Source organism: Nocardiopsis oceani (genome assembly GCF_054777395.1).
This window is the reverse complement of sequence record NZ_BAAHAR010000043.1, coordinates 51,385-75,422: the sequence shown is the minus strand read 5'-3', so window position 1 is coordinate 75,422 and position 24,038 is coordinate 51,385. Positions and strand designations below refer to the sequence as shown.

The 24,038-nt window shown below is 68.9% G+C and carries 22 protein-coding genes, 3 tRNA genes and 1 pseudogene; 7 read left to right on the top strand and 19 right to left on the bottom strand.

Annotation, left to right across the window (positions count from 1 at the left end; translation table 11 throughout):
• The 18 genes and pseudogenes from ACYVDG_RS24410 to ACYVDG_RS24325 all read right to left on the bottom strand — a co-directional run.
• Positions 1-312, bottom strand: a pseudogene (locus ACYVDG_RS24410) (group II intron reverse transcriptase/maturase); the annotation flags it as partial.
• 871 nt (positions 313-1,183) lie between these two features.
• The gene (locus ACYVDG_RS24405) at positions 1,184-1,777 is read right to left on the bottom strand and encodes a TMEM165/GDT1 family protein (RefSeq protein WP_460758050.1); all 594 of its coding nucleotides are present in this window, start codon (positions 1,775-1,777) and stop codon (positions 1,184-1,186) included.
• 426 nt (positions 1,778-2,203) lie between these two features.
• Entirely contained in the window at positions 2,204-3,280 is a 1,077-nt protein-coding gene (locus ACYVDG_RS24400) for a UDP-N-acetylmuramate dehydrogenase (protein ID WP_460758046.1), read from the bottom strand.
• 83 nt (positions 3,281-3,363) lie between these two features.
• Positions 3,364-3,789 (bottom strand): MaoC family dehydratase, encoded by a 426-nt coding sequence (locus tag ACYVDG_RS24395; protein WP_460758042.1) that lies wholly within the window; start codon positions 3,787-3,789, stop codon positions 3,364-3,366.
• Positions 3,790-3,803: 14 nt separating this feature from the next.
• A complete protein-coding gene (locus tag ACYVDG_RS24390; RefSeq protein ID WP_460758040.1) occupies positions 3,804-4,247 on the bottom strand; it encodes a MaoC family dehydratase N-terminal domain-containing protein in 444 nt (147 codons plus the stop codon).
• 122 nt (positions 4,248-4,369) lie between these two features.
• Positions 4,370-4,534 carry a 50S ribosomal protein L33 gene (gene rpmG / locus ACYVDG_RS24385; RefSeq protein ID WP_460758037.1) on the bottom strand — a complete coding sequence of 55 codons (165 nt, stop codon included), beginning with the start codon at positions 4,532-4,534 and terminating at the stop codon, positions 4,370-4,372.
• A gap of 98 nt (positions 4,535-4,632) precedes the next feature.
• Positions 4,633-4,708, bottom strand: a tRNA-Met gene (locus ACYVDG_RS24380).
• A 98-nt stretch (positions 4,709-4,806) separates the two neighbouring features.
• Positions 4,807-4,882, bottom strand: a tRNA-Thr gene (locus ACYVDG_RS24375).
• 231 nt (positions 4,883-5,113) lie between these two features.
• Positions 5,114-7,219 carry an ATP-binding protein gene (locus ACYVDG_RS24370; RefSeq protein ID WP_460758034.1) on the bottom strand — a complete coding sequence of 702 codons (2,106 nt, stop codon included), beginning with the start codon at positions 7,217-7,219 and terminating at the stop codon, positions 5,114-5,116.
• Positions 7,220-7,281: 62 nt separating this feature from the next.
• Positions 7,282-11,880: a TIGR02680 family protein gene (locus ACYVDG_RS24365; protein ID WP_460758031.1), complete on the bottom strand. Its 4,599-nt coding sequence runs from the start codon at positions 11,878-11,880 to the stop codon at positions 7,282-7,284.
• Positions 11,834-13,210 (bottom strand): TIGR02678 family protein, encoded by a 1,377-nt coding sequence (locus tag ACYVDG_RS24360; protein ID WP_460758029.1) that lies wholly within the window; start codon positions 13,208-13,210, stop codon positions 11,834-11,836. The genes ACYVDG_RS24365 and ACYVDG_RS24360 overlap by 47 nt, the downstream gene beginning before the upstream one ends.
• Positions 13,210-14,100, bottom strand: coding sequence for a DUF2397 family protein (locus ACYVDG_RS24355; protein ID WP_460758026.1), 891 nt, complete (start codon positions 14,098-14,100; stop codon positions 13,210-13,212). Before ACYVDG_RS24355 ends, ACYVDG_RS24360 begins: the two co-directional genes overlap by 1 nt.
• Positions 14,101-14,258: 158 nt before the next feature.
• Positions 14,259-14,765: a hypothetical protein gene (locus ACYVDG_RS24350; protein ID WP_460758024.1), complete on the bottom strand. Its 507-nt coding sequence runs from the start codon at positions 14,763-14,765 to the stop codon at positions 14,259-14,261.
• A gap of 141 nt (positions 14,766-14,906) precedes the next feature.
• Complete coding sequence (locus ACYVDG_RS24345; RefSeq protein WP_460758021.1) at positions 14,907-15,170, bottom strand: hypothetical protein; 264 nt, start codon at positions 15,168-15,170, stop codon at positions 14,907-14,909.
• Positions 15,171-15,181: 11 nt separating this feature from the next.
• Positions 15,182-15,427 carry a hypothetical protein gene (locus ACYVDG_RS24340; protein WP_460758018.1) on the bottom strand — a complete coding sequence of 82 codons (246 nt, stop codon included), beginning with the start codon at positions 15,425-15,427 and terminating at the stop codon, positions 15,182-15,184.
• A 12-nt stretch (positions 15,428-15,439) separates the two neighbouring features.
• The gene (locus ACYVDG_RS24335; RefSeq protein ID WP_460758015.1) at positions 15,440-15,685 is read right to left on the bottom strand and encodes a hypothetical protein; all 246 of its coding nucleotides are present in this window, start codon (positions 15,683-15,685) and stop codon (positions 15,440-15,442) included.
• Positions 15,686-15,741: 56 nt separating this feature from the next.
• Positions 15,742-15,987 (bottom strand): hypothetical protein, encoded by a 246-nt coding sequence (locus ACYVDG_RS24330; RefSeq protein ID WP_460758011.1) that lies wholly within the window; start codon positions 15,985-15,987, stop codon positions 15,742-15,744.
• 527 nt (positions 15,988-16,514) lie between these two features.
• Positions 16,515-16,596: transfer RNA gene (locus ACYVDG_RS24325), tRNA-Tyr, on the bottom strand.
• Positions 16,597-16,818: 222 nt separating this feature from the next.
• Here ACYVDG_RS24325 and ACYVDG_RS24320 point away from each other — a divergent pair.
• A complete protein-coding gene (locus tag ACYVDG_RS24320) occupies positions 16,819-17,316 on the top strand; it encodes a YajQ family cyclic di-GMP-binding protein (RefSeq protein ID WP_460758007.1) in 498 nt (165 codons plus the stop codon).
• Between the two features lie 81 nt (positions 17,317-17,397).
• On the opposite strand, the gene ACYVDG_RS24315 is transcribed toward ACYVDG_RS24320, so the two are convergent.
• Positions 17,398-18,258: a M48 family metalloprotease gene (locus ACYVDG_RS24315; RefSeq protein WP_460758003.1), complete on the bottom strand. Its 861-nt coding sequence runs from the start codon at positions 18,256-18,258 to the stop codon at positions 17,398-17,400.
• Positions 18,259-18,728: 470 nt separating this feature from the next.
• On the opposite strand from ACYVDG_RS24315, the gene ACYVDG_RS24310 reads away from it, so the two are divergent.
• The 6 genes from ACYVDG_RS24310 to ACYVDG_RS24285 all read left to right on the top strand — a co-directional run bounded on the left by ACYVDG_RS24310 (position 18,729) and on the right by ACYVDG_RS24285 (position 23,956).
• Positions 18,729-20,579, top strand: a complete 1,851-nt coding sequence (locus tag ACYVDG_RS24310) for a 2-oxoacid:acceptor oxidoreductase subunit alpha (protein WP_460757999.1) — start codon at positions 18,729-18,731, stop codon at positions 20,577-20,579.
• Between the two features lie 67 nt (positions 20,580-20,646).
• On the top strand, positions 20,647-21,633 hold the full coding sequence (locus ACYVDG_RS24305) for a 2-oxoacid:ferredoxin oxidoreductase subunit beta (RefSeq protein WP_460758061.1): 987 nt from the start codon (positions 20,647-20,649) through the stop codon (positions 21,631-21,633).
• A gap of 119 nt (positions 21,634-21,752) precedes the next feature.
• Positions 21,753-22,415: an NAD(P)H-binding protein gene (locus ACYVDG_RS24300; protein WP_460757995.1), complete on the top strand. Its 663-nt coding sequence runs from the start codon at positions 21,753-21,755 to the stop codon at positions 22,413-22,415.
• A gap of 162 nt (positions 22,416-22,577) precedes the next feature.
• Positions 22,578-23,123 carry a hypothetical protein gene (locus tag ACYVDG_RS24295; RefSeq protein WP_460757991.1) on the top strand — a complete coding sequence of 182 codons (546 nt, stop codon included), beginning with the start codon at positions 22,578-22,580 and terminating at the stop codon, positions 23,121-23,123.
• 332 nt (positions 23,124-23,455) lie between these two features.
• Positions 23,456-23,668, top strand: coding sequence for a hypothetical protein (locus ACYVDG_RS24290; protein ID WP_460757988.1), 213 nt, complete (start codon positions 23,456-23,458; stop codon positions 23,666-23,668).
• A 72-nt stretch (positions 23,669-23,740) separates the two neighbouring features.
• A complete protein-coding gene (locus ACYVDG_RS24285; protein WP_460757985.1) occupies positions 23,741-23,956 on the top strand; it encodes a hypothetical protein in 216 nt (71 codons plus the stop codon).
• Positions 23,957-24,038: the final 82 nt, after the last annotated feature.

Sequence of the window (24,038 nt, the reverse complement as noted above, 5' to 3'; positions counted from 1 at the left end):
AGCTGACTCCTCCAACACCCGTGCCGCTACCGTCTGAGCGATCCGATCCCCGACCGTGGGCACACCCAACAGGCGCACACCCCCACTGTCCTTGGGAATCTCGACCCCACGCACCGCAGGCGGAAAGTAGGTTCCCGAGGACATCCGATTCCAGATCTTGTAGAGATTATTCTTCAGATCCTTCTCGAACTCCTCGATGGATACCCCGTCCACCCCGTGCGTCCCGTGGTTAGCCTTGACTTTCTGGTAGGCCTCCCAGACCGCATGCTTGGAAATATCGAACGGTTTTCCTGATGATGTCAACTCGCCCATACGATTCCTCCCCGAAAATTCCTGGTTGATCGCATGCACTCGTCACGAGCGATCCGGCCCCTTCGCTCCACCCCTATTACCAGGGCTTCATCACTACTACGAGCCGGTCCGCCAGCACGCCCGGCATCGGTACTCAACCCCTCGCGGAGGCTTTCCGCTTGGAGGGCTCCCTCTCTCCCCACCCGCTCAGAGCAGGGATGTATCCGCACGTGCCTTCTCCTGTTCCGCACGAAAGCCGCAGACCGGGCTCGCGTCACCTGCATGCCGGACACCACTCGGACAGTAAACGGGTCTCCTCCGAGCTCCATCCCAAGGCAGAAACGAGACCTCGGTTTCGATGTCATCTTGCTCTTTCGACACGTCATCAGTGATTCGCTTGCGCTCGCCTTCCCGATCCCCACCTGACACATCCAGTGCGCCTTTTCCTCATCGCTCACCACGACAGTCTTCAGCTAACGCGGCATGAGGTGGTTTGAAGCCCTCCCCCGCAGGACGGCTCCGAAGGGCCAGATCCTTCATCTTTGCGTGCAGCACCGCTTGCCTAGAGAGTTCCTACTTCCTCCTCTGGTTCACGTTCAGGACACAACTTTCCTGATAGCCGCCAACCCGCCGTCGCAGCGAAGCGGGTCAAGGTGGAGCGCCTTTGACGCGCGAAGCGCTCGATGGCGACGACCTTGAGGCGCGCAGCGGAGACGGCCACAATCGGGCGGCGGGAAAGGAGGACACCCCAAGCCACCAAGGCAACCCCCAAACCAACAGGCAACCCCCACCGAAGCAAACTCCACCACCCTGAGCCCCTGATCCTCCACCACCCTGAGCCCCTGATCTCCCGATCCCCCGGGCCTGATTCTCTGGTCCTCTGGACCGGACTCTAGGCGAGCAGCATCCAGGTGCCTTGGCCGAGCATGGCTACTCCGGCCAGGAAGAACAGGGCAGCGGCGCCGAGCTGGATGGTGCGCTCGGGGAGCTTCTTGCCCAGGACCGCACCCAAGGCGATGGCGATGGCGTCGGCGGCGACCATCCCGACGGTGGAACCGATCCACACCGGAAGCCAGTGGTACTGGGTACCCACCGCGATGGTGGCGAGCATGGTCTTGTCACCGAGCTCAGCAACCAGGAAGACCACGAAGACCGTCATGAAACCGGAGCGGATCCGGCGGGAGGCGGCGCGTTCCTCGTCCTTCTCGGTCATATCGTCGCCGCGCAGGGTCCAAGCCCCGAAGAGAAGGAAGGCAAAACCAGCGGCCAGGGTGAGCCAGTCGACGGGGATCGCCACCCCGAGGACCTCCGCGATGAAGACGCTCCCCAAGTGCACCACCGCGGTAGCGACGGTGATCCCCAGGATGACCGTGAGCGCGCGGTACCGCGTGGCCAGTGACATCGCTACGAGCTGGGTCTTATCACCCATTTCGGCGATGAAGATCGCGACGGTGCTCACACCGAGGCCGATCAGAAATGCTGACATGCATCACTCCTGCTGTCCGCGATGGGCAGAAGGAGGCATAGGACGCCCCTTCAACCCGGTCGTTTCCTACCGGGTCAAAGGTCTCGTCCGCCCTGCCACTGGGCGCTTGCACGCCGCCCAGCTGGGCTCATACGGCCGGGACGGAGGTGTCCAGCATGTCGACCGTACGCATTGGGGACTACTCCCCTTCGACAATCAAAACATTACCAGAACCATTTTATTTAGCAATTCATGGTTCCGACTAATTGCTTTATCAGCCATGCCTGAAAAACGTGTTAGGAGTACCTAACTTCATTCTTCGGCACATTGTCCCTGATCGGTCCCCGTGCCCCGAGGGCTCAGAGGCCCAGAGGCTCAGAGGCTCAGAGGCTCAGAGGCTCAGAGGCCCAGAGGCTCAGAGGCTCAGAGGCCCAGAGGCTCAGAGGCTCAGAGGCTCACGCCGAGCATCACCGGCTCGTTGACCAGGCGCACCCCGAAGGCCGCCTCTACCCCCGCACGGACCTCCCGGGCCAGCTCCAGCAGGTCAGCCGTGCTCGCCCCGCCCGGGTTGGTCAGGGCGAGGGTGTGCTTGCCGGAGATCCGGGCGGGCCCCGAGCCGTAGCCCTTGGTGAACCCTGCACGGTCGATCAGCCAGGCCGCGGAGAGCTTCACGTTGCCCGCCTCGTCCGGGTGGCCCGGGACCGGGACCTCCGGGCCGAGCCGCTCCGCCGCCCGCTCACGAAATGCCTCGTACTCCTCCGGAGCCAGGATCGGGTTGGTGAAGAACGAACCGGCGCTGCGGGTGTCCGGGTCCGCGGGGTCCAGCACCATGCCCTTGCCCCTGCGCAGTCCCAGCACGACCTCCCGGGCCTGTGCGAGCGGCACCCGCTCTCCCGCCTCCACACCCATGGTCCGCGCGACCTCTGCGTACTGCACGGGGCGGCTCAGCTTGCCGCGGCGGAGCTCGAAAACGACCTCGCACACCGTGTACCGGTCATGGCCCTTGAATACGCTGTCGCGGTAGGTGAAGCCGCAGTCGGCGTTGGACATCGTGGCCAGCTCACCGGTGCTCCGGTCCAGGACCAGCACCTCGCGGATGGTCTGGCTGACGTCCTGCCCGTAGGCGCCCACGTTCTGGATGGGAGTGGACCCCACCCGGCCGGGGATGCCGGACAGGAACTCCACACCGTTGAAACCCTCCTCGACCATCCGCTCGACCAGCGGGTCCCACTCCACACCCGCGTCCACCCTCAGCAGGACGACTTCTTCACCGGTCTCCGGGTCGACGCCCGCCTCCGTGACGGTGACGCCCTGGGAGGCGATGAGCACGACCGTGCCGGGGAAACCGTCGTCGGCGACCACTAGGTTGCTGCCGCCCCCGAGCACGAGGACGCGCTCACCCGAGCGGTCCGCCTCGTTCACGAGCGCGACGAGCTCCTCGGTGGAGCTGGCGGTCCGGAAGGCCTTGGCGGGACCGCCCAGGCCGAGCGTGGTGTGGTCGGCGAGCATCGTGGACACGGGCATACCTCGACTTGCGGGAAGGAGAACGGTGGAGTGGGTGGGGATCAGGGTTGGCCTCAGGCGAATCGGTCTCAGACGAATCGGTCTCAGGCTAGCCGGACGACGGCGCTGGCCTTGGCGAGGACCTTGGCCCCGCCGGAGCGGGCGGTCAGCAGCACCTTGACGGTGCCGTCGTCGTTCTTGGCCTTGACCTTGCCGCCGACGGTGATCTCGGCACCGTCATCGTCGTCGGGCACCACCACGGGCGCGGAGAAGCGCACCGAGTACTCGACCACGCTCCCGGGGTCCCCGGTCCAGTCGGTGAGCACCCGGCCGGCCTCGGCCATGGTGAACATGCCGTGCGCGATCACATCGGGCAGCCCGACGGACTTGGCGAAGCGCTCGTTCCAGTGGATGGGGTTGAAGTCCCCCGAAGCCCCCGCGTAGCGGACCAGGTCCAGGCGGCGGACCGGGAAGGTCTGCTCGGGCAGTTCCGTGCCGACTTCGACGTCGGCGTGGCTGATCTTGCTCATCGTCTTCCCCGCTCCTAGGAACCCCGGACGACGAGCATCATGCCCGCCGTCACCACGTGCTCGCCGTCGGCCGCCTCGGCCACCGTCTCCAGGGTGATCAGCTCGTTGCCGCCCAGCGCCTTGATGTCCGTGATCTTGGTGACGGTGGTCAGGACGTCACCGGCGCGGAGCGGTCGGCTGTAGTGGAAGCTCTGGTCACCGTGCACGACACGGGAGAAGTCCACCCCGAGGTCCGGATCGGCGAGGGCGAGACCGGAGCCTGCCATCCCGAGGATCACGGGAAAGGTCGGCGGGGCAATGACGTCGGGGTACCCGACGGCTTGGGCCGAAGCCCGGTCGAGGTAGACCGGGTTGAGGTCGTTGATCGCCTCGGCGAACTCGCGGATCTTGCCGCGGGTCACCTCGTAGGCCTCGGGGGCGGGGTACTCCCGGCCGAGGTAGTCAGGGTTGATGGCCACGCTCTGCCTCTCCTGTGCGCTGAGTCCAAACACGAAAACAGCCCGGTGAGCGAGGAGCTCACCGGGCTGGAGTCTACGAGAAGCTGACCGCTCCCTGCCTGGGACAACGGACCTGCGAGTACCTAGCGGGTCTCGCGGTGGCCGTTGTGCTTGCGGCAGTTCGGGCAGAACTTCTTGATCGTGAGACGGTCGGGGGTGTTCCGACGGTTCTTGCGCGTGATGTAGTTCCGGTGATTGCACTCCTGGCAGGCCAGGGTGATCTTCGGCCTCACGTCTGTGGCAGCCACTTCGGAGTGCCTTTCTCGCTGGAGACATTACCTGGGCGCAGTTGAACACTGCTAGACACCCACAACGACCCCTGAGTTCCACTCAGGGGCCAGCGGGTTGGTAGCGGGGGCCGGACTTGAACCGACGACACAGCGATTATGAGCCGCTTGCTCTACCGACTGAGCTACCCCGCCCCGGATCAGACGGGAGCCAATCCACTTCGGAAGACTCCCGACCCAGGCCGGTGATCCACCGGCCACCCACCTGAGTGGACCGGAACCTCATCAAGTGGTGGAGCCCCTTTACGGAATCGAACCGTAGACCTTCTCCTTACCATGGAGACGCTCTGCCGACTGAGCTAAAGGGGCGCGCTGTGGGGCTTTCTTTCGTCCGCCCCGGGGGCGTTGCCCCCTTGCGCTGGTCATGACTATACAGGGGTTGGGGGGTGGTCTGCCAAATCGAATACCCGGAGCCTTCCGCGGAACACGCGCCCACATCGGGCCAACCCAGCGAAATCCCTGTTCAGAGCGGGTTTTCTGGTTGCTCGGACCCAGCCACAACCGCCCTGGAAAGCGGCCGAATGTGACGGCGCACACGGACTAGGAGGCGCCTTCGGCCAGCCAGACGTTGGACATCGCGTCGCGGTTGATCGTGCGGATGTCCGCCGACAGGCCCAGTCTGCGCAGCGCGTCGGACAGGCGGGTGTCGTGGGTGAACACGATCAGCTGCCGGTGCCGCCCCACCTCCGCCAGAACCGAGGCCAGCCCTTCGACCGTCTCGGTGTCCATCGCCTGCACGGGGTCGTCGAGGAGCAGGAAGCCGAAGGGGTTGCCGTCCACCAGGGTGCGCGGCAGGCAGATGGAGAGTGCCAGCGCTTGGAACTCACCCTGGCTGAGCAGTCCGGGCGCGCTCGTCTGGTCGTCCACCCCGTCGACGGACACGTCCACCTCAACCCTTCTTCGGGCACCCCGGCCGATGAGCCGCATGCCCTGGAGGTCGATGTGGCGCTCCTGGCGCAGCCGGAACCACACCTGCTCGGCCTGGTTGGCCACGGGACCCAGCCGTTCGGCCCGCACCCCGCGGGCGTAGTCGGCCAGCCAGTTCAGGGCGGCCTCGGCAGAGCTCAGGGACTCACTGGCGGCGACGGCGTCCTGGGCGTCGTCCAGCCAGCCGGAGAGCCGGTCGGCCAGGTCCGCCCAGCCGTCGGTGGGGTCCTCCAGCCGCTCGGCTGCGTCCCGCCTCGCGCTGACCGCGGCCGCTCGGAGCTTGCGGCCTACGGTCTCGATGTGTTCGGCGAGCTCTCCGAGGTCCTCGATGTCCGAGCCGGATTCCCAGAGCGCCCACACCTGGCCCAGTTCGCTCTCCGGCGGCAACCATCCCGGTGCCGGGGAGAGGAGGAATCGGGCCTGGTCCCGAGCCGCGTCGGCGCGTTCGTAGGCGGCCGACGCCGTGGCCGCTTGGGGCCGGAGCGCGCGTAGCTGGGCGTTGGCCCGGCGCACCCAGTCGGCACCGAGTGCCCCGGTGGTAGCGCAGGTGGGGCAGGTCGTCTCGGTGGGGTGGCGCTTGTGGTGTTCCAGGGCCTGCTCCAGGAGCCTGACGACGCCGTGGGCGTGGTCGCCCTTGGTCCCCGCCGCCATCGCGAGCTCCATGGCGGCTCCGCGCAGCTCGTTGACCACATCGCCGATCAGCCCGCGCTCGGGGACGGAAAGCCGGCGCAGTCGGCGCAGGACCACGTGCAGGGCGGGGTCGCTGGGGCCGTCGTCGGCGGCGACCCTGCGCAGGGCCTCCAGATCCATGGACGGCGCGGAGAGGATCCGTACGGCCTCGGCCGCCCGGGGGTCGTCGGAGGTGTTGAGGGTCTCCAGGAGGATCCGGAGTTCCCGCGAGGGCCGGTCGCGGCGCCGCACGAGGCCGTCGCAGACCTTGGCCAGACGGCGTTCGGCCTCGGCGAGCCCGGTGAGCCCGAGGAGCGCGGTCAGGGTGTCGTAGAGCTCGGCGGCGCGCCCGGTGACGGTGCGGCCCAGCTCGTCATAGGAGAGGAAGGGGCGGTAGCGGACCAGGTTCTCGCCCCAGTCGAGGGTGCGCAGCGCGGAAACCTCACCGCTGGGGTGGACCACCTCGCCGCGCGCCGAACGCACGCTCTCCCCGGTCCAGCGGCGGCTGATCCGTGTGGGCCCGCTGTCGCCGGCGATATGGATGTCGACGGTCGCCTCGGTGCGCTCGTCGTAGTGCAGGTTGCGCCAGCCGTCGCGCCAGCCGGTGGGCATGGCGTCCCACCGGGGGTTGCGTCCGGTCAGCGCGGCCTCGGCGGCCTCGGCGAAACTGGACTTGCCGGAACCGTTGCGGCCGACGATCACGGTGAGCCCCGGCCCGGCCGGGAAGGTCAGGTCGGCGGGTCGGCCGATGCCCCGGAAACCCTGGACACGGATGCCGGTCAGGTAGGCGCGGCGTACCCGCCCCGGGGGCGGCCCCGACGACCCCGCGGGGGTGATCTCAGGGATGTGCTCGCCGCGCAGGAGCGCCTCCAGCGCCTCCTCACCCCACAGGGCGGCGTGGACCCAGGCCCGGCCCCCGGAAGGCATCCCAGAGCGCGCCAGCGCTTCCAGGAGCGCCTTCGTCGTGGGGTCCTCGGCCGGAGGCGCGGCTTCTTCGCCGTCCCGTCCTCCGCGCTCGTTCGCCCCGGGTTCCCGAGTCACCTTCGCCACCCCGCTCCGTTCTCTCGACCGCACCGCCGGAACGCACCCGTCACCCGTCCCCGGGTCCCGGGCTACACCCCGACCAGCTTCCTCCGACTACCGTCCCAAGTGAAGTGCAGCGTCGCGATCCCTGGCACGTTGGGGTCGCGCAAGCACTCGTAGATGTTGAGGCTCGGCACGCTCGCGAAACAACCCCACACGCGTTCGGACGTGAGGACGAAGTCCAGGTCGAGCTCGACCAGCAGGCCGAGCAGGCGACCGTGCGTGGGTTCGTCGACCTTCGCGAAGGCGTCGTCCAGCAGGATGAGGCGCGGCGCCCATGGCGCCCGTGCCGCTAGTGCGTCGAACTGAGCGGCGGCCGCGGCGAACAGCACCAGGTAGGCGACCACGCGCTGCTCGCCCTGGCTGAGGGCGGTGCGGTGGCCGAGTCGGCGCTCGTCACCGGCGGAGTCGGTGACGTAGACGGTGAAGGTGAACCAGGACCGGTAGTCCAGGGCGGCACGGAGCTGGGCACCGCCGGTGGCGGTGGGGTCCAGTCGGCGGATCGCCTCGATGCAGCGGCGCAGGGCGTCGCGCAGGCGCGTGGTCTGGACGCGTGTGCGCTCCTCCGGCGGGGTGGCCAGTAGCGGGACGACTGCTTCGATGTCGGCTCCGGCGTCGGGGGCCAGGCTCCAGTCCAGGCGCACACCGAGCCCGGCCGAGGTCGTGACGTCCTTGAGGACGTTGTTCATGGTCGCGATGAGGGCGCGCGCCTCGTCGATCTGGCGGGACAGGTGTCCGGCGAGCTCACCCAGCAGGTGGCGTTCGAAGGCCTCCTCCTCCGCGATCGCGACGGTCTCCTCGGCCCGGGCGACGGCCTCGGTGACGCGTTCGGCGTAGGCGGTGACGTCGTGTGCGCCGTCCTCGTCGTGGACGGTGAGGCGTTTGATCCCCCGCGGCTCGGTGAGCTCGGTGCGGGTCTGGGAACGGCCCATCGAGGTGAGGAGGCGATGGAGTTCCTCACGGCTCCCGAGGATGGCGCTGTCGTCCACCTCGGCGACGTCCTGCTGTTCCTGGGCTGCCAGGCCCTCCTCCAGCTGGCTCACGAAGGAGGCCAGGTAGGAGAGGCGCTCGTCCGGGCCGACCGCTTCCGCGTCCGTTCGGCCCTTGACGGCTTCCAGGTAGCGGGCGAGGGGCGCGTCCTCGGCGGCACAGTCCGCCAGCCCCGCGGCACCGAGCAGGACGGCATCGGGGACGGTGCCCGCGGCCTCGTCCCCGGCCCCGGTTCCGCTCACGGACGAGGTGAGGTTCTCTCCGGCGGCCAGGGCGAGGCGGACCTGTGCGGCGCGTTCGGCGGTGGCCACGTCGAGGCGGGCCTCGGCGCTGACGCGCTCGTCGCGGGCGCGCTGGGCGTCGCGTTCGAGTTCGGGGAGGCGTTCGGCGGCCTCGTCAGCGCGGGCACGGACCTGTTCGCGGGCGGCGTCGACCTGTTCTCCGGGCACGCCTCTGGCCCGGTCACCGAGTTCGAACTGGCGGCGGACGGTGATCATGTCATCGATCGCGCCGACGCGGGCGTCCTCGGCCAGGACGCGCGCAGCGCGTGTCCTGGACCAGGCGCTGATGTGGCGTTCGTGGTCGACGAGCTCCCAGGCGAGGACGTCGAGGTCGCGCAGGGCGGAGGCGATGAGGACCCGCAGGTGGTCTAGGGCGCGCAGGGTGCTGTCGAGTTCGGCGCGGACCGTGGGCAGGTCCTCGTCGCGGGCGGCATCGCGCAGCCGGGAGCGGATGTCGAGGAGTTCGGAGCGCGCGGACTCGGCCGCCGTCCTCGCGGTTTCGTGCACGCGACGGGCGGCGGAGACGTCTCCCCTGGCCACGTCGAGGGTGGCCCAGGCGCGGATGAGCGGAGCGGAGTCGGGCAGGTCCCGGGAGACGTCCAGCAGTTCTGAGTAGGAGTGCTCGACCGCCCAGCGCCGCTCCCCCGCTTCGGCCAGGAGCGCTTCCGCGATCGCCATGCGCCGGTCGGTGTTGGCGGACTGCCGGTCGCGGGCGCGTTTGCGGGCGGCCTCACCGATGTACTCGGGCTCGCTCTTGAAGTGGGCGCCCGAGGCCACTCCGAGGCGCCAGCTGCCGGTGAGCGACATCGAGCTGACGGTGGCTACGGAACTGTCGCGGCGGTGCTTGGCCTCGGTGTCCTCCGCACTGTCGGGCGCCTCCGAGCGCAGGGCGATGGAGGCGAGGAGGGCGCGCAGGTGGTCGTGGTGCACGCCGCGGTCGGGAACGGCGACGGGGACGAGGACGTCGAGGAGGGTTCGGCCCTTGGCGGGGCGGGCCGCGGTGACCATGAGGTCGCGGGTGCTGGGGTCGTAGAGGGTTCCGTCCGCGCGGATCCATCCGCTGAGCAGCCCGCTGGCCTCCAGCGCCGCCTCCAGCCCGGCCTGTTCGCGGGAGGTGAGGCCGTCCGCGAAGTCGACGGCGAGGTGGAAGGGCACCCCGTCGGCCTCTGGGCGCGGGTAGGTGGCCCAGTCGGGGCGTTCGGGGGCACTGTCCGCTTTCGCCCTTCGGTCGGCGAGGTCGGCGAGCTCGTCGGCGAGCTGCCCCTCCTCGTTGACGGCGACGTCGCGGCGGGCGCGCAGCTCCTCGAGGAGCGGGTCGACGGCGGTGTGGGCGAGGCGGGCGACCGTGGCGGGGACGCCGGGGGCCAGGACGCGGAGCGCGTCGGTGATGGGCAGCTCGACGCTGCCCTCCAGCTCGTGGATGGCGTCGCCGAGGGCGTGGGCGTGGCTGGATTCGCGCAGGCTGGAGGCCCACGAACGGACACCGTCGGCGTACGCGGCGCTCTGCTCTCGCAGGGCGGCGATGGCGTCCTTCTCCCTGGTGTGGGTGTGTTCCAGTCCGCCCTCAGCGCTCTCGGCTTCGCTGGTCAGGGCTACCAGGCGGCGGTCGGTGGCGGCTTCGGCAGCGGTGAGGCCGGTCAGACGGGCGGCGAGGTCAGTGCGGTCAGCCGCGGCCTCCGCGGCTGAGGTGAGGCTGTCGTGGAGGCGTCCCAGCTGCTCACGCAGGTCGGCGAGGTCGATGCCGTCGACGGGCTCACGTTCCACCGCCTGTTCGAGCCCTTGGAGGTCGACCCGGGTCGTGCTCTCCCGAGGCGCGTGGACCGTGGTGCGGGCGTCGGGGACCTTACCGAGCGTCTGGGGATCCAGCCCGGCGGCGGTGGCGGCCCGGGAGGCCTCCAGGTGTGTCTGGCGCAGGATCTCCAAGGCGCGCTCGATGGCGGCCGTGTCCTCGCCCAGGCGCTCGACCGCGTGGGTCTCGGTGGTGGCGGCGTGGTCGGCGGCGGCCCAGGCCGCCTCGGCGGCCCGGATGTAGGCGCCCACGGCGGCGTCGAAGGCCTGGCGCTCATTGGTGGTGGCCGTCGCGGCGCTGTTCTGGGCGGAGGCGAGGGTCCCCTCGTCCGCGTTGGCGGTGTCGCGGGTACGGCGGGCCTGATCTCGCTCCTCGGCGATCTGGCTCTCCGCGGTGATGAGCTGGTCCAGCTCGGCGCGCAGGCGGTCGGTGTCCTCGGCGCGTCGGGTGCACGCGTCGAGCTGTTCGCGGACCTCGGCTGCGCGGGTGCGCAGGGCGTGGAGGAGGTAGCCGTGGTAGTCGGTGAGGAAGTCGGTGACCCCGGCACCGGCCTCGGTGAGCGCGTCCTTCTCGTTGCGGGCCTGTTCGAGGTCGGCGATGTTGCGTGCGACCTCGTCCAGGACGGACTGGTCCATGGGCGGGAGCGCCTCAGACAGGACGCTGACCAGCTCTCCGGCTTCGAGGCGGTCGCCGATGGTGGGGCGGCGCAGCCGGTAGAGCAGGTGGATGAGGTTGCGGTAGCGGACCGAGTCGTCGATTCCGAACAGGCTATGCATCACCCTGGCGCGGTAGGGGACGGCGCTGGTGAAGCAGTTGTCGGCGCCGATCTCCGAGCGCAGCCGGTCCACGGGTTTGGGGCGGCCGTCGGTGACGAGTTCGAGGTCGTGGCCGACACGGCGGTGGGTCACGAAGTACACGCAGCGCGGGTCGGCGTCGCCGACGGCCATGACCGCGGCTCCGAGGGTGAGGTACTCGGGTGGCGCGTCGGGGCCGGGCTGGTCCGAGGTGTCGGGTGCGGAAGCGGCCAGCAGGGCCGATGCGGTGTTGGGGTTCGCGGGGACGCGGGTGGCGGCGTCCAGGCCGCGGTCTCCGCGCGCGGTGGTGAACTCCACCCACAGGTAGCCGAGGCGGGTGGCGGGCCCGTTGTCGTCCCCGAGGGCTTCCGCCTCGGAGGAGTCCGGCACGGGGTTGTCGCCCTGGGACGCGTCGGTCTCGGGCTCGCCGGTGGAGCCGCCCAGCAGGTCCGGGCCGGTGTCCTCCCCGGCCGGGCCGATGGGGGCCCGGTGGTCGTCGGCCATGAGCCAGCGCAGGCTGGTGCGGTTGGTGCCGGTGGTGTCCAGGCGCCGGACATCCCCGTCCAGGAGAAAGGGGAGCAGCATCTCGAGCGCCTTGGACTTACCCGCGCCGTTGCGGCCGCGCAGCAGAAGCCGCCCCTCGGCGAAGTCCAGAACGTGGTCGTCGTACTGCCACACGTTCCGGATTCCCGCGCGTTCGAGGCGGTAACGGGGGGTGTCGGCAGGGTCAGCCGGAGCCGTCCCGAGGGCCTCTCTCGTCTCCTGAGTCACCACTGGTCGCGCTCACCTTCTCGTTCGCCACCGCTTGCAGCACGGACGCCACCCGGTCGAGGTCACCGCGGGGGTCGGCTTGGGCCTCGGGCTCGTCGTGACCGGAACCACGCGGTTGCACGGGGTGTGTCCGGCTGTCTTCGTCATTGTCCTGGATCCGGGGGACGCGATCGTCCACTTCGGCACCGAAACGTGCCGCGGCCGCGGTGAGACCCCACTCCCCCGGACCCCCTGTGAGCAGCCCGAGGTCGGTGAGGAGTGCCAGCACAAGGGCGGACAGCCGGCCCGGGTCGGGTACTTCGGGGCCCGCGGTACGCGCCCACTCGGCCCGGATCGGGGCGTCCACGCCACCGAACGCCTCCAATGCGGTGTCCAGTTCCCCGTCGGGGACGGGGACTGAGGTGGCTGGACGGCCGGGGTGCAGGCGGCCGGAAAGGTGACGGACCAAGGCCAGGGCCGTGTGTCCGACGGGATCGTCCGTGGGGAAGCGCGGGCGCGAGGAGGTCTCGTCCGACATGACGAGCGCCACACCTTCGGCGCGGATCTCCGTGTCGCAGCCGAGAAGGTTCCCGAGCGCGCCGGCGGCCCGCCACTGGTGCGCGGACAGGCGATCGCGCTGGCGCCCGGTCAACTCCTCTCGGTACACGACGGCGGTCTCAGCGAGCAGTCGGCGCAGGGCGATCTCGCCCGCTTGGTCACTCTCCGGGTCCGGGTCCGCGGCGTAGGCGAGGAAGGTGTCGGGGTCGTCCCCGGCCTTGGGCAGGTGGACGGCGACCGAGCGCAGCGCGTCGGTGTCCGAGGAGAGTTCGGCATCGACGGAGGCATCGGCCTGGTGTGCGCGGACGGTACCGGACGTCTCGGTGAGCGCACCGAGGTCGATCAGGTGGCGCAGGGCCGCGCAGAAGGCCCGGCGTTCGCCCAGGCCTCGGGCGGGGTCCGCATCGATTCCGGCCTCGCGGGCGGCCGCGCGGACCCGGATGGCGAGGGAGCGGACCGTGGTGGGTCCGGTCTGCTCGACCAGGACGGCGAGCGCCAGGGCGAGGTAGGTGTGGGTTCGGGGCGAGAAGCGGGCTCCGGTGGCACGGGTCGGCGGCTGGACGACCTCGTCGACCAGCCCCCGCTTGAACAGCCGGGCGTGGTCGTCGGCCACGGTGAGGTGGTAGCCGAGGACCCGCTGGAAGCGCTGGACGAGCCATTCGGCGTGCGAGCGCACGAGCGTGAACTCGATCGGCCGGGTGCGCTGGGTGAGCAGGGGGTTGGCCATAAGGGCGCGCGCGGCGGCCTGCCGCTCACCGAGGAGGGCGGCGTCCTCGGTGTAGGTGTTCGTCTCCATCACCCCCACCTCCGTGTCCGGGACGTGTGCGTGGAGATGTCGATGGGGCCGGTGATCTCCACGTCCGGTTCTCCCCCGGGTTCCGGATCGCGCTCGGGTGCCGACTCGCGCTCGGATTCGGGTCCCCGCTCAGGTTCGGGTCCGGCGAGGCTATCGGTGAGGCCTGGTTCGTCGACAGGGGTGTCGGTGGTGCTGACCGGCGGATCGGAGGGCGGGGGCGGCTCCTCGCTCGGAGAGAACCGCTCCTCGACGGTGTGCTGTTCGTAGGAGGTCATGCACAGCCGCAGTCCCTCCAGGGTGAGGTCGCCGCCCTCCCCCCGGACCGTGACCTCGGCGCCGGGCGCCGCGTACACGTGCAGGCGCAGGCCGAACTCGAGGTCACCGGCGGAAGTGGGGCGGCGGGCGGCGTCGCCGGAACCGAGAGCGGCGGTGAGGAGTTCCATGAGGACCTCCATGCCGGCACCGGACAGGTCCAGGCGGGCCTGGTCTCCGGTGGGTTCGCCGAGCAGGTCGCGGATCTGTTCGGCTCCAGCGCGCCGCCAGTGGGCGGAGGACTCGGCGGCGTCCCGCAGGCGGGCCTGCTGGGCGCGGTGGTCGCGCACCGGCTCGGGGGGCCGGGTGCCGGGGTGCTCGGTGACGGTGCTGCGGTCGGCCTCGGCCTGCCACCAGCTGGTGGTCGCCGCGACGCCGTCGTCGACGCGGCCTTCCAGGTGGCGGGCGGGGTGGAGAGCGAAGGCGGCGGTGGCCAGAGCGTCGGCCCGGTCCGGTTCGGCCTCCTCGAACCAGGTGGCCAGGCGCAGCAGGGCAGCACGGCCGTGTCGCGGCACCGGGAGGTCCCCGGTGCCCTGTCCATCGTCCGTGCGGTCGCCCGCTCTCTGGTTGAGTCCCACAACTCAGCAGACTAGAGACCTCAGGAGCTCACCACGTCCGGTTCGGCACCCTCCGGCCTTACACATCCTGCCTGGCGACCCGTCCTGAGCAGGCATTTCACGCGTTTTCTGAACTTTCTAAGGATTCGCCGAAGGGAGAGCGGAGTCCAACCTCACGTTCACTCCGCGGCGGCGGGGACGTTGAGCTGGCCCCCGTCGGCGTCTTCCATCGCCTCGAGCTGCTCCTCCGGGATGTCTTCGTCATCGATCACCGTGTAGGTACTGAAGTACCAGGAGCCTTCCGCCTCCACCGGGTCCCCGAGTTCGATCTCGATGTCGTAGGGGTCGTCCTGGCAGTTCTGGTCCATGCACCAGGTGCCCAGAACGTCTCCCTCCCCCACCGCGCGCTCCTCGTCCCACTCGTCCCAGTCCATGTCGGTGAAGGTCGTGAACTCGGTGGCGACGTAGTCCTCCGGACGCCGGTCGTCGAACCCCTCCTCGTCGCCGTGCAGGTTGAGGACGTACACCTGGTCGTCGTCACCGGCGCCACCCTCCCCGGCCTCGGGGTTCGGGGCCTCCGGTGTCACGTCGACGTCGGGGGCATCGCCCCCGTCAGTGTCGTCCTGCTGACCACAGGCGGAGACCGCCAGCGCCAGGGCGGCCCCGACCAACAGCGTGCGCTTCATCTCGCCTCCTCGTTTGCGGCCATCATGGCCCCTGGACCACGGCAAGGCCCCCCGGCACACACCGGGGGGCCTCGATCACGCTCTGTTACGTCACTGGGCCCTCATGGCCCCTCACCACTCCGTGGTGTCAGCCGGTCGCCACTAGTAGCCGTGGCTGTCGTGGCTGATGTTGGTGCCTTCCGGGCCGTTGACGCAGTCGCCGGTGGTCTGCGGCGACAGGATCGGCACGTTGGCGCCGACCAGCCCGACAGCCAGCTCGGTGTTGCACAGCTGAACCGGAACCAGCTGGAGGTTCTGGTTGAACTGCTGGTCGCCACCGTGCGAGGCGGAGGCCGGAGCGGCCGCGAGCATCGCGCCGAGCGCGATACCGGCGATCGCCGTGCCGGCGGTGAACTTGCGCAGCATCTGCGGTTCTCCTACTGGATGTTGGTGCTGACGGGGCCGTTGACGCAGTCGCCGGTGGTCTGCGGCGACAGGATGGGCGCGTTGACCCCGGCCAGCAGCCCGACAGCCAGCTCGGTGTTGCAGAGCTGAACGGGGACGGCCTGCAGGTTCTGGTTGAACTGCTGGTCGCCGCCGTGGGAGGCGGACGCGGGAGCCGCGGCGAGGATGGCGCCCAGGGCGACACCGGCGATGGCGGTGGCAGCGGTGAACTTGCGCATTCTGGGCTTCTCCTACTGGATGTTGGTGCTGACGGGGCCGTTGACGCAGTCGCCGGTGGTCTGCGGCGACAGGATCGGCACGTTCACACCGACCAGGCCGGCGGCCGCGCTGGTGTTGCACAGCTGGACCGGGACGGCCTGCAGGTTCTGGTTGTACTGCTGGTCCCCACCGTGCGAGGCGGAGGCCGGGGTGGCGGCCAGGACGGCGGAGAAAGCGGCACCAGCAACGAGGCCGGCAACACCGAGCTTACGCAGCATTGAATTACCCTTCGAAAAAGTTTGAGATATTGTCTCGGTTGAGCTAATTGCCGGAACTAGCTGATGTTGGTGCCGACGGGGCCGTTCACGCAGTCGCCGGTGGTCTGCGGCGACAGGATCGGCACGGTGACGGCAACCGCACCGACGCTGCCCGTCAGGTTGCAGGACTGCACCGGAACGAGCTGCAGGTTCTGGTTGAACTGCTGGTCACCACCGTGCGAGGCGTGAGCGGGAGCGCCCATGAGGAGCGCGCCCATCGCGGCACCAGCGACCAGGCCAGCAGCGGTCAGCTTCTTGATCATGTTTCCCCCGAAAATCATGCGAGGCATTGACAGAAAAAGACGCAGGCGCTTCATGCACCTGTGTCGCGGTGGACTGGAGCAATCATCATCCGGCCCCCGCTTTTTGTCAACGCCGAAACCCGGGAATCCATTTGTCCAAATTGCCGGGGAAATTCCACATGTCCCACAATGGAAATGGGGAAATTGGGCCTTCTTTTGCGCGTCCCACGCAAAGGCCTGACACCGCGCCAAGGCAGCCCCGAACCGGCCAACCGGGCGCACCGCACGAACCCGGACGCACCCCCGCAGGAGCTCAGCCGGGACTCCCCGCAAAGCACCCCGAACCACCCAGAAGACCTCGGGCGCCACCCACCGACACCGCCATCCCACCCATCACCCACAGTGATAATGCTGTGGCGTGAGCGTGACCGTCCCGCAACCGCCCGAATCCCCTGACCCTCCGTGTCCACCCTCACCTAAGGTGATCAACCGCCCCGAACACGACGAAGCCCCCGGCACCGTGGTGCCGGGGGCTTCGTTCCCCAGTGTGGCAGGTGAAGGATTCGAACCTTCGAAGGCAAAGCCGACGGATTTACAGTCCGCTCCCATTGGCCGCTCGGGCAACCTGCCTGGGCTGCGGCGACGTCTGTGCGTCGCGGCGCATGAAGAACAATAGCCGATGATCGGCCCGAACCTGAAATCGATTACCTGGCGCGTCTCTGACCAGGCGTTTCGGGCAGTCTGGGTGGGCGGGGCTAAGCTCTGAACCCGGCCCGGTCCGGGCCGGACGAAACGCTTGCGGGTGCCCGACAGCGCCCGTGACCCATGAGACGTAGCGGGGTGTGAGAGTACGTGGCCGCCGAATCCAGTTTCGACGTGGTGTCCAAGCTCGACCGGCAGGAGGTCGACAACGCCCTGAACCAGGCGGCCAAGGAGCTGGCCCAGCGGTTCGACTTCAAGGGCACCGGGACCACCATCGCCTGGCAGGGCGAGAACGGCATCGAGATCAAGAGCGGCTCCGAGGAGCGGGCCGCCGCCGCCCTCGAGGTCTTCAAGGAGAAGCTGATCAAGCGCAAGATCTCCCTGAAGGTCCTGGACGCCGCCGAGGAGGCCAAGCCCTCCGGCAAGGAGTACCGGCTTCCGATCAACCTCAAGGAGGGCATCTCCTCCGAGGACGCCAAGAAGATCTCCAAGTTCATCCGCGACGAGGGTCCGAAGGGCGTCAAAGCCCAGATCCAGGGTGAAGAGCTGCGTGTCAGCTCCAAGAAGAAGGACGACCTCCAGGGGGTCATGAACCTCATCAAGGAGAAGGACTTCGACCTGGCCCTCCAGTTCGTGAACTACCGGTAGGACCGGTCCTCGCGGAAGGACGGCGGCCGCCCTCCCCTTCTGGGGCGGGCGGCCGCCGTCCGTTCTCCTACCGTGGTCCCTTCAGTTCAGGTCCCATTTGCGGCGCAGCTCCCGCAGCCGGCGGATGCGCTCCTGGACCGGCGGGTGCGCGGCGAACAGGCGGCCCACGGCACCCGGGAACGGGTTCGTGGTCATCAGGTGCGAGGTGGCCAGCAGAGCGCGTTCCCTGGGCAGCGGGTAGGCCCGGTTCCCGGACTCCAGTTTGCGCAGCGCGTCGGCCAGACCCAACGGGTCCCCGGTGACCTCCGCCGCCCTTTCGTCGGCCCGGAACTCCCGCGCGCGCCCCACACCGAAGTAGACGACCAGCGCCGCCAGCGGCGCCAGCACGGCGACCATCAGACCACCCAGCAGGTTCGGCATGTCCGTCTCCTCCGAATCTCCCAGCGGGAGCAGGAAGGAGATCACCGTGAGCGCGGTGATGAGTCCGGTGAGTGTCGCCGCCACCGAGCTGATCAAGGTGTCGTGCGAACGGATGTGGGCCAGTTCGTGGGCCAGGACCCCGCGCAGCTCGCGTTCGTTGAGGGTCCGCAAGAGGCCCGTGGTGCAGCACAGGGCGGCGCGGCGCGGGGTGCTCCCAGCCGCGAACGCATTGGGCGACCGGACCGGCGACAGGTACAGCTTCGGCATCGGCTGCTTGGCGGTCGTGGCCAGTTCCCGGACCATCCGGTAGAGCTCGGGGCGTTCGATCTCGCTGACCGGCCGGGCACGCATGGCCCGCAGAGCAAGGGAGTCCCCGAACAGGTAGACGAGGATCGCGGCGCAGGCCACGAGGGCGATCGAGATCTGGGCGCCCTTCTCCGCACCGCACAGCCAGCCGACCACGACGACGAACACCGAAGCGCCGACGAACAGTCCGACCGCGCGGATCGCGTTGACGTGCACGCCCTCTCCTTCCGCTGTTCACCGCTGCCCGGCTTTGGATGCGTACATGGTGACAAACGTGCGGGTCGGCGTCTTGCGTTCCCCATGTGACCAGCTGTCGGTCACATCCCTCTCACGGGCCGGGTCGGGTTGTGATTATGGCCACCCGGTTCGCCCTGGGGTGGGGTCGACGACCTATAGTGCGACCGTGGCCCTTATCACTCCGCGCACCGAAAAGACGGGACGATTCCTCGTCGAGGCGTGCGGATGGCCGTGTCGTTGATGGTCCGCAGCCTGACGACCCGGTCGCGGTCCAACAGCCGCAGAACGCCGCGCTGGGTTGGCGCACTCAGCGCGCGTGAGGGCCCACGCTGTCCCTTTGCCCCCGATCCAGACTCCCGGCCCGCGACGGTGCGGTCCGACCGGGGGCAGACACCCGAGCGCCGCCGCCCGTCACGACCGGCGGCTCACCAAGGAGGTCGTCGATCTCAGTGGCCAAACAGATCGAACAGCTCGACCGGGTCATCATCCGCTTCGCCGGAGACTCCGGCGACGGCATGCAGTTGACCGGTGACCGCTTCACGCAGGACACCGCGTCGTTCGGCAACGACCTATCGACCCTGCCGAACTTCCCCGCGGAGATCCGGGCCCCTGCCGGCACCCTTCCCGGGGTCTCCAGTTTCCAGTTGCACTTCGCCGACCACGACATCATGACGCCCGGGGACGCCCCAGACGTTCTGGTCGCGATGAACCCCGCCGCGCTCAAGGCGAACCTCGGCGACCTGCCGCGGGGAGCCACGGTCATCGTCAACACCGACGAGTTCACCAAACGCAGCCTGACCAAGGTCGGTTACTCGGTCGACCCGCTCACGGACGGGACCCTGGACGCGTTCCACGTGAGCGCCGTGGGCCTGACCTCTATGACGGTGGCAGCCCTGGCCGACACCGACCTCTCCAAGAAGGACGCCCAGCGCGCGAAGAACATGTTCGCGCTGGGGCTGCTGTCCTGGATGTACAACCGGCCGACGGAGGGGACCACCTCGTTCCTGAAGTCGAAGTTCGCGAGCAAGCCGGACATCCTGGCGGCCAACCTCACGGCCTTCCAGGCCGGCTGGAACTTCGGCGAGACCACCGAGGACTTCGCGGTCTCCTACGAGGTCAAGCCCGCGAAGCTCCCTGCGGGCACCTACCGGAACATCACCGGGAACCTGGCCACCGCCTACGGGCTGATCGCGGGGTCCAAGCAGTCGGGCCTACCGCTGTTCCTGGGCTCCTACCCGATCACCCCGGCCTCGGACATCCTGCACGAGCTGTCCAAGCACAAGCGGTTCGGTGTGCGCACCTTCCAGGCCGAGGACGAGATCGCGGGGGTCGGCGCGGCCCTCGGCGCGGCGTTCGGCGGTTCCCTGGGTGTCACGACCACCTCGGGACCGGGCATGGTGCTCAAGCAGGAGGCCGTCGGCCTCGCCGTGATGACCGAACTCCCGCTGCTCATCATCGACGTGCAGCGGGCCGGCCCGAGTACGGGCATGCCCACCAAGACCGAGCAGACGGACCTGCTGATGGCCATGTACGGGCGCAACGGCGAGTCACCGCTGCCGGTGGTGGCCCCCTCCTCCCCCGCGGACTGCTTCGACGCGGCACTGGAGGCGACCCGGTTGGCAGTGAAGTACCGGACCCCGGTGGTGATGCTCTCCGACGGGTACCTGGCCAACGGTTCGGAGCCGTGGCGGCTTCCCCAGGTGTCGGAGCTGCCGGTCATCGACCCCTCCTTCGCCACCGAACCCAACGGCCCGGACGGTGGGTACCTGCCGTACCTCCGCGAGGAGGAGACGCTGGCCCGCCCGTGGGCGGTACCGGGCACGGCGGGGCTGGAGCACCGCATCGGCGGGATCGAGAAGCACGCGGAGAGCGGCGACATCTCGTACACGCCGACCAACCACGACCTCATGGTGCGCACCCGCCAGGGCAAGGTCGACGCGATCGTCCGGGACATCCCCGAGCTGGAGGTGTCCGACCCGACCGGGGACGCCAAGGTCCTCGTATTGGGTTGGGGCGGCACCTACGGGTCGATCACCGCCGGCGTGCGCAGGGTGCGGCGCGCGGGCGGCCGGGTGGCCCAGGCCCACCTGCGCCACCTCAACCCGTTCCCGGCCAACCTGGGCGAAGTCCTGCGGAGCTACGACCGGGTCGTGGTCCCGGAGATCAACCTCGGTCAACTGTCCCTGCTGTTGCGGGGCCGGTACCTGGTGGACGTCATCGGCTACAACAAGGTCCGCGGCCTACCGTTCAAGGCCGAAGAACTCGCGGATGTGCTGCAGGAGGTCATCGACCGTGACTGAGAACTTGAGCCACGAGGGCGAACTGGCCGGCCTTCGGCTGGTCCCGAAAACGGACACCGCGTACAAGATGAAGGACTTCAAGTCCGACCAGGACGTGCGTTGGTGCCCGGGGTGCGGTGACTACGCGGTCCTCGCCGCCTTCCAGTCCTTCCTGCCCCAGCTGGGCGTCCCGCGCGAGAACATCGTGATGGTGTCCGGGATCGGCTGCTCCTCGCGCTTCCCGTACTACCTGAGCACCTACGGCATGCACTCGATCCACGGGCGTGCCCCGGCGATCGCCACGGGGCTGGCGACCAGCCGTCCCGACCTGTCCGTGTGGGTGGTCACCGGTGACGGCGACGGCCTGTCCATCGGCGGAAACCACCTCATCCACGCGCTGCGCCGCAACGTCAACATCAACATCCTGCTGTTCAACAACCGGATCTACGGGTTGACGAAGGGCCAGTACTCCCCCACGTCCGAGGCCGGGAAGATCACCAAGTCCTCGCCGGTGGGCTCGCTGGACCATCCGTTCAACCCGGTCTCGTTGGCCTTGGGCGCGGAGGCGGGCTTCGTGGCGCGGACAGTGGACTCCGACCGCAAGCACCTGACGTCGGTGCTGCGGGCGGCGGCGGACCACCCGGGGGCGTCGTTCGTCGAGATCTACCAGAACTGCCCGATCTTCAACGACGACGCCTTCGAACCGTTGAAGGACCCGACCGCCCGGGACCTGCGCCTGCTGCGGATGGAGCACGGTGAACCGCTGAGGTCGGGGCCGGACCGGGGTGTGGTCACGGGTGAGTTCGGCGGGCTCGAGGTCGTGGACGTGGACTCGGTCGGTGAGGACCGGCTGATCCGGCACGACGCGCACCGCCAGGACCCGGGATACGCGTTCGCGCTGTCCCGCCTGGACTACCCGGCCTTCGAGCACGTTCCGGTCGGTGTGTTCCGGGACGTGCGGCGACCCACCTACGACGACCTGGTCAACGAACAGGTGGCCGACGCGCGTGCCGAGCGCGGCGACGGTGAGCTCGCGGCCTTGCTGGCCAGCGGCGACACCTGGACGGTCGACTGAGGCGAGCCCGTCCGAAGGGCGGGCCGAACGGTATTGCTCCGGGCGGCGCCGAGAACTTCACAGGCGCCGCCCGGGAGTCCTCCCCGGGTTCGCAGGCCCAGAGGCAATACGCTGCCCCCATGCGTATCGTCATCGCCGGGGGACACGGGAAGATCGCACTGCGGCTCGCCAGGCTTCTGGCCGACCGCGGTGACCAGCCCGTCGCCCTCATCAGGAATCCCGACCACATCCAGGACGTCGTCGACGCCGGAGCCGAGCCGGTCCTCATCGACCTTGAGGAAGCCACGGTCACCGAGCTGGGAGAGAAGATCATGGGCGCCGACGCGGTCGTGTTCGCCGCGGGTGCCGGCCCGGGCAGCGGCGCGGCCCGTAAGACCACCGTGGACCACAAGGCCGCGGCCCTGACCGCGGACGCCTCCGCTCTCGTGGGGGTGCGCCGCCTGGTGCAGGTCTCCGCGATCAACGTGGACAAGCCGGTGCCGGAGGGCACCGACGAGGTGTGGGCCGCCTATGTGGCGGCGAAGAAGGCCGCGGACGACGAGCTCCGTGAGCACGACCTCGACCTGGACTGGACCATCCTGCGGCCCGGGCGGCTGACCGACGAGGCCGGAACCGGCCAGGTGTCGCTGGGTGAGGACGTGGAGCGCGACTCGGTGACGCGGAACGACGTGGCCGCCGTGATTGTCGCGCTGTTGGACGAACCAGGCACGACGAAGAGGGTTCTCAACCTCGTGAACGGCGAGACACCCGTCGTCGAGGCCGTCCGCGCCACCGCGATCTGACCCTCCGTGTCCGTGGTGACTCCGGCCTTCTGTGGCCAGATGAACCCATAGAAGGCATGATGGGGGCGGAGCCCGGCGGAATCCCGCCACGGTGGACGCGGACGACCGGGAATAAGCCAGACGGGTGAAGCAGCTCCGCAGAGCAGATGGGTACGGTTTTTCATGAGCGTCACACAGGTCGTGAGGGACAGCACGGTCGTCGAGCACGCCAAGGTCGCCGCGCAGCAGAAGCGCCGGATGTTCATCATCCAGCTCGAGGTCAACGCCTACGACGAGCCTTCCAGCAAGTTGCGCCCCGGCCTGACCCGCATTCTCGAGGGCATCGAGGAGGCGGGGTGGCACCTGGACCTGATCACGCCGAGTGAGGCTGGCGGCGAGTCCGCTCCCGCGCGTCTGTTCATCTTCCGTCCGGACACAGCCAAGAAGGACACGGGGCAGGCCGAGGCTCAGCAGCAACAGCAGGCCCCGCAGCAGGACCAGTCCGGCCAGCAGCAGCCCTACCCTCAGCACCCCACGGGTGCGCAGCCGCAACACGACCCGTATGCGGGTTACGGCCAGGGCTACGGGCAGCAGCAGCCCTACCCCGGCTACGACCAGCAGCAGTACCCGGGGTACGGGCAGCAGCCGGGGTACGGGCAGCAGCCCGGCTATGGCCAGCAGCCCGGCTACGGTCAGCAGTACCCGGGTTACGGACAGCAGGGCTGGTAGCCGCACCCGCAGCCAGACCACAGGGCCCGCACGGCGACGTGCGGGCCTTTTTCGTGTCTGGGGCAGGCCTTCTGTGTGCCTAGGTCATCCCATATCGGATTGTGCATACTTCCGATGCATTCGCGAGAACCTACCGCGAGCGCAACTTTCGGTTGTGTAACACGGCGGAGAGCTAAGCAGAGATTTGTCCGACATGCACCCCGTGAAGCCGAGAAAAGTCTAGGGAAACTCTGGATTCTTCCCGGAAACTACTTCGAGCATGCGAGTGACTACGCTAGGTTAATTACGGCGGCTGCAGCCAACCCGTTTTGCACTTCCGAAAGGTAACCATCATGTCCCGTATCGCCAAGGTTTCCGGATTCGTCCTGGCGACCGGCCTCGCCTTCGGTGCCCTCTCCGGCACCGCTGCGGCCGACAACAACGCCGACATCCAGAACATCACCATCCCCATCTGCGTGGACGTCCTCAAGGCCTCCGGCGTCAGCGCCAGCGGCTGCAACGTCGTCGACTGGGACGCCCACTCCGGCATCGCCGTCCACGAGTAGTCGTCCCGGCGAACTCCCCCGCTAGACCTGCCAGAACCAACCGCACACCGCGATCCGAAAAGGAAGCACAACATGAAGCGCATCACCGCCGTCTCCGGTCTCATCCTCGCCACCGGCCTCGCCCTGGGCGCCATGTCCGGTACCGCCGCCGCGGACAACAACGCCAACATCCAGAACGTCACGGTGCCGGTCTGCGCCGACGTGATCTCCTTCTCCGGCTTCAGCTCCGAGGGCTGCAACGTGGTGTCCAAGAGCATCACCTCCGGCACCTCGGTCATCGGCTGGTAGTCAGCGGCACCCCAGAACACGGGTATCGCGGGGCACGGCGTTCACACACCGTGCCCCGCTTCCGTGTTCAAGGGACCTCGTC